Annotated in this window: 4 protein-coding genes; 3 read left to right on the top strand and 1 reads right to left on the bottom strand. The window is 68.0% G+C overall.

What is annotated here, in order from left to right:
• Together ABZ070_RS35655 and ABZ070_RS35650 are read left to right on the top strand one after the other, a co-directional pair.
• A partial coding sequence (locus ABZ070_RS35655; RefSeq protein WP_356640166.1) for an adenosylhomocysteinase occupies nt 1-618 on the top strand: 618 nt, incomplete at its 5' end.
• Nucleotides 619-786: 168 nt separating this feature from the next.
• A complete protein-coding gene (locus ABZ070_RS35650; protein ID WP_356640164.1) occupies nt 787-1,401 on the top strand; it encodes a hypothetical protein in 615 nt (204 codons plus the stop codon).
• Between the two features lie 168 nt (nt 1,402-1,569).
• On the opposite strand, the gene ABZ070_RS35645 is transcribed toward ABZ070_RS35650, so the two are convergent.
• Nucleotides 1,570-2,553, bottom strand: coding sequence for an RDD family protein (locus ABZ070_RS35645; protein WP_356640162.1), 984 nt, complete (start codon nt 2,551-2,553; stop codon nt 1,570-1,572).
• A 131-nt stretch (nt 2,554-2,684) separates the two neighbouring features.
• On the opposite strand from ABZ070_RS35645, the gene ABZ070_RS35640 reads away from it, so the two are divergent.
• Nucleotides 2,685-3,692: a stage II sporulation protein M gene (locus ABZ070_RS35640; RefSeq protein ID WP_356640160.1), complete on the top strand. Its 1,008-nt coding sequence runs from the start codon at nt 2,685-2,687 to the stop codon at nt 3,690-3,692.
• Nucleotides 3,693-4,113: the final 421 nt, after the last annotated feature.

The raw sequence follows: 4,113 nt of genomic DNA, 5'->3' as shown, positions 1-4,113 counted from the left end.
GCGGAGTCGCTGCGCGGCCAGGGCGCGCGGGTGATCATCACGGAGATCGACCCGATCTGCGCGCTGCAGGCGGCGATGGACGGCTACCAGGTGACCACGCTGGACGAGGTGGTCGAGAGCGCCGACATCTTCATCACAACGACCGGCAACAAGGACATCATCATGGCCTCGGACATGGCCCGGATGAAGCACCAGGCGATCGTGGGCAACATCGGCCACTTCGACAACGAGATCGACATGGCGGGCCTGGCCGCGATCGACGGCATCGTCAAGGACGAGGTCAAGCCGCAGGTCCACACCTGGACGTTCCCGGACGGCAAGGTGCTGATCGTGCTGTCCGAGGGCCGGCTGCTGAACCTGGGCAACGCGACCGGCCACCCCTCCTTCGTGATGTCCAACTCGTTCGCGGACCAGACGCTGGCCCAGATCGAGCTGTTCACCAAGCCGCAGGAGTACCCGACCGACGTGTACGTGCTGCCCAAGCACCTGGACGAGAAGGTCGCCCGGCTGCACCTGGACGCGCTGGGCGTCAAGCTGACCACCCTGCGCCCGGAGCAGGCCTCCTACATCGGCGTCGAGGTCGACGGCCCGTACAAGCCCGACCACTACCGCTACTGATCACGCCGCGCAGCACGCGCCCGCAGGCAGCAGCACGCACCGGGCAGCTCCGCTGCACAGCACAGCAGCACCAGGCAGGCCCCCGCACCCCCGTGTCGGGGGCCTGCCCCGTACTCTCCTCGAACGGCTCCGGCTGACGCCTCACCGCACAAGGACACCTACGCCCCCATGCCTCGCGGCCGTTATTCGCTCCACGATCCGCACGATCACACCCCCCTCGGTGAAGAACACTTCCAGTGCGCCCCCGGCCCTTCCGGCTGGCGCTACGTGTCCCGAACCACCACCCCTTCCGGCGCCGACGCCGGCTCCGTCGATCTGGCCATCGACGAACTCGGCCGCCCCATCCGTCTCGAACTGCACGCCGCGAGCTGGCAGGTCCGCGGCGCAGCCATCGATGGCGTCACCTGGGTCCGCACCGACCCCACCGGCGCTCACGCGCAGGAAGGCAACGCCCCCGCCCACGCGTTCACCGGCACTTCCCCCGCCTTCCTCGTCGCAACTGCCCGTCTGCTGCGCCTCGCACCCGGCGCCCCCGCGACCCGCCTCCGCCTCGTCGCCTTCACGGATCCCGTCCTCGCACCCCGAACCGTCGACCAGTCCTGGGCCTTGGTGAAGAGTGAAGCGCATGCCACTGACAACGGCCCTCTGACAGTGGACGAGTACCAGGTCAGCGCCCTGGACACGGGCGAACAGCATGCCGTCCACATCGCGGGGGACGTGGTCCTCGCGGCCCCCGGCATCGAGCTCGAGGACCTCGAGACCCCGCCTTCGACCTTCCTCTGAACCGCGGCGGAACGGCGGCGGAGCAGTCGCGATGAGCCGTGAAGAACGGCGAAGGACGGGTCGTGTGAGAGACCGGCGGCAGAGCGGGGCCTGAGCGGCTGTTCCGAGGCAACCCGCGGGGCGTCCGTCTGAGCGTGAGCGTGCCGACCGACAGCGGTCGGCCTGCACCTACGCGGGTGGGGCGAATCCGCCGGCCGGCCTGGGCGGCGGCATCTTCGAGCCGTCCGTCACCGAGGGACGCTGTGCCGTTCCCGACGCGACTTTGGTGCCGACAGGCGCAGCAGCTTCAGCGGCGGGCTCGGCTTCCGGCAGGGCCGCCCCGGTCGCCGAGGCAGGAGCGGAGGGAGCGTCGATGTGGTGCGAGGGGCCGCCGGCAGACGCGCCGGGGGCGCTCGAGGTGGGCGCGGTGAACGCCCGCCGGGCGTCACGGGCCTGCCGCTCGTTCACCACGGCTGCCAGATAGGCAGCCGGCGGGACGCCCTGCGGCGTGGGAGCCCCGGTACGCATCGCCAGATCAGCGGCCAGTTGTTGAGCCATGGACCAGCTCACTGCCGGGTCCAGCTGTCTCATCCGTGTCAGGTACTGGCGTATCGCAAGCCACAGGTCGTCCGGCACACCCGACAGGTCGAGCTGCGAGAACCGTCCGACGAGCCACGGCGGCGGGGGAGGCGCCACCATCGGGCCTCGCCCCGCGGGTATCCGCTCCCGCACCACCAACGTCCCGGCGAAGACGTCTCCGATACGCCGGCCTCGCGCCGACACCAACGATGCGATGCAAGCGATGACACCGAACGAGAAGAGGATCTCGACGACCCCCATCGCGCCCCGCACCAGGGCATGGCGGAAACGAATCGGCCCCCCGTCGTCCCGTATGACGCGCAGCCCGCACGCCAGCTTCCCGAGCGACCGCCCATGGCTGAGCGTCTCCACCGCTATCGGCGCGCCCACCAGCACCAGCAGAAACGAAGCGATGGACACCGCCATGACAGCCGCTTCGTCCAACGACGCCGTCGCCACGGCGAGCCCGATCGACAGCAGGAGGTAGACGAACAACACCACGACCAGATCGATCACGAGAGCGAGGGCCCGGCTCGGCAGTCTCGCCGGTTGCAGCCCCAGTACGACTGCGTCACCCGTCACTAGCCCACTCACTGTGCCGCCCCTCGCGTTTGTCGACCTTCCCTGCCCCTTGATTACTCAGTCTGCCAAGCTGACCCGCAGCGTGTCGCAGTAGTGCAGTAGTACGGACCGTACGCACCCATTGCCTGGAGCAGCAGCCGACCATGGATCTCGATGTCTTCGTGACCGCCCATCGCGCAGAGTGGGACCGCCTGGACCACCTCCTCCGTCGCGGAAGCCACCTCACGGGCGCGGAAGCCGATGAGCTCGTCGCTCTGTACCAGCGCACGGCCACCCATCTCTCCCAAATCCAGTCCAGTGCCCCTGAGCCGGCACTGACGGCAAGGCTCACCCAGCTCGTGGCACGCGCCCGCGCCATCGTCACCGGCACCCGACGGGCCGGCTGGAGGGATGTGGTCACTTTCCTTACTGCCGGCTTTCCGGCCGCGGTCTACCACTCCCGCCACTGGTGGATACCGACCGCCGTGCTCTCCACCCTTGTGGCTGCCCTCATCGGCTGGTGGATCGGAACCCATCCCGAGGTGCAGAGCGCGATCGGGGCTCCGGAGGAGCTCCAGCAGCTGACCCGCCCCGGCGGTGAGTACGAGACGTACTACTCGAGCCACCCCGCGGCCTCGTTCGCCGCACAGGTCTGGACGAACAACGCCCAGGCAGCCGCCATGTGCCTCACACTCGGCGCCTTCCTGTGCCTCCCGGTCCTCTGGATCCTCTTCCTGAACATGCTGAATCTGGGCGTCGGAATCGGCCTCATGTCGTCGGCCGGCCGACTCGACGTCTTCCTCGGCCTGGTGCTCCCGCACGGTCTGCTGGAACTCACAGCCGTCTTCGTCGCGGCCGGCACAGGTCTGCGTCTGGGCTGGACGGTCATCGACCCCGGACCGCAATCCCGCCGCACGGCCCTGGCCCAGCAAGGCCGGGCGGCCCTCGGCATGGCGATCGGCCTGGCTCTGGTGCTGTTCGTGTCAGGCCTGATCGAAGGCTTCGTGACCCCGTCCGGTCTCCCGACCTGGGCGCGCATCACCATCGGTGTCGTCGCCGAGCTGGCCTTCCTCGCCTACGTCTACGTCCTCGGCGGCAGGGCGGCACGCGCAGGGGAGACGGGCGATGTGGAGGCACTCGACCGCAGCGCGGAACTCCCCACGGCCGCCTGATGTGCGTCGACGCCCTCCGAGCTGCTAGTCTCCTCCTCGCCTCGCGAACCTGTTGACACAGGAGCAGCGGGGAGGTAGATTTTACGGGTTGCCTCGGACGGGACAAGTTCGAGCGTGAACCTTTAAAGTCTGTCTGGCTCTCGCTGGGGATCACCTTCCACGGAGCCCATCCCGATTCATCATTCGAATCACGAAGCCGAGCCGATTAGGTCGGCCGAAATGATTCTGATAAAGTCGGGTTCAGTCGAAAGGCAAAAGGCCCTCCAACGGCCACCGGAAATGAAATCCGAACCGGAAACGGAACGGAAAACGGATCTGGTAAGGTTGGAAACGCAAGACCGAAGGGAAGCGCCCGGAGGAAAGCCCGCAAGGGTGAGTACAAAGGAAGCGTCCGTTCCTTGAGAACTCAACAGTGTGCCAA

The sequence above is a fragment of the Streptomyces sp. NPDC006283 genome (assembly GCF_040613325.1).
GTDB lineage: Bacteria > Actinomycetota > Actinomycetes > Streptomycetales > Streptomycetaceae > Streptomyces.
The sequence above is the reverse complement of the archived record's forward strand: the minus strand, read 5'-3'. Positions and strand labels throughout refer to the sequence as shown.